This is a genomic window from Streptomyces sp. 8K308 (assembly GCF_004348315.1).
Lineage (GTDB): Bacteria > Actinomycetota > Actinomycetes > Streptomycetales > Streptomycetaceae > Streptomyces.
Genome location: NZ_SMKC01000657.1, coordinates 1 through 998 on the forward strand (window position 1 = coordinate 1; position 998 = coordinate 998).

A 998-nucleotide genomic window follows, 5' to 3' on the forward strand; every position below is an offset into this window, starting at 1 on the left:
CCCTGTGGTCGAGCAGCTGCACCGCACCTGCCTCACCTTCTGCTACGGGCTCCAGCTGCACCACACCAGGGAGGACGGCGCCTTCACCGCCTTCGAGCGGCAGTACCCGGCGCTGCTGCCGGCCATCGCCAGGCTGCGCGCCGAGCACGAGGTGGTGGCCGACTCGCTGGCCGCGCTCGAGGCGCTGCTCTCCGGCGGGTTGCCCGCCGACCGGATGGAACTGGCCGTGCTCCGCGGGGAGTTCGAGCGCGTCGCGGCCGGGCTCGAGGACCACTTCGCCTACGAGGAGGAGCAGCTACTCGCCGCGGTCGGGTAGCGTTGGCCGCCCCAGCGAGATCATTCGGGGGTGCGGCATGTCAGCGCGGCAGGAGCGTGACGGGGAGCCGGAGTCCGGCCTGAGCCCGGACGAGGCGGTACGCGCCATGCTGCTGTTGATGCCCCGGCTCGCCGCCAGGCTCAAGCGCGTCCCGCTCCCCGAGCCGCTGCGCTCCTTCCAGCTGGCGCCCCGGCACCTCTCGCTGCTCGGGCTGCTGCTCTTCGACGGGCCGATGCAGGTCGGCCAGCTCGCCGCGCGCCTTGAGGTCGCGCCCACCACGGTCAGCCTGATGGTCAGCGACCTCAGCAGGCAGGGCGTTCTGGAGCGGCACGCCGACCCGGAGGACCGCCGGCGCACGATCGTGACCATCACCCACGACCCGGGGACCCGCCGGGCGATCGAGGACTGGCTCGCCAACGGCGCGGTGGCCTGGCGTTCGGCCTTCGAGCCGCTGACGTCGGCGGAGCGCGCGCTGTTCGTCCGCACCATGCGGGCCTACGAGCGGCAGACAAGCGAAGAGCCTGGCCGGCAGCCCAACCAACCAGACCGGCGAGCCTGACCGGCCGGCTCTAGCCGGCTCTAGCCGGCTCTAGCCGCGCGGGGATCCGCCAAGGGCAGGTCCCCGCGCGGCCGGCGCCGCGGCGCCCGCCCCTCGCACGCAGTGCCGTAAGAGGGCGGGTGG

At 73.9% G+C, this 998-nt stretch carries 2 protein-coding genes; both read left to right on the forward strand.

All coding sequences use genetic code 11. The annotated features are described in order from the left end of the window. The coding region (locus tag E1265_RS36475; protein ID WP_207931361.1) for a hemerythrin domain-containing protein at positions 1 to 316 on the forward strand (316 nt) is incomplete at its 5' end. A 37-nt stretch (positions 317 to 353) separates the two neighbouring features. Next, the gene (locus E1265_RS36480) at positions 354 to 875 is read left to right on the forward strand and encodes a MarR family winged helix-turn-helix transcriptional regulator (RefSeq protein ID WP_132935214.1); all 522 of its coding nucleotides are present in this window, start codon (positions 354 to 356) and stop codon (positions 873 to 875) included. The last annotated feature ends 123 nt before the right edge of the window (positions 876 to 998 follow it).

What these genes read in the sequence shown, in the direction of transcription:
- E1265_RS36480 (WP_132935214.1), top strand. Translation starts at nt 354, where the DNA reads ATGTCAGCGCGGCAGGAGCGTGACGGGGAGCCGGAGTCCGGCCTGAGC.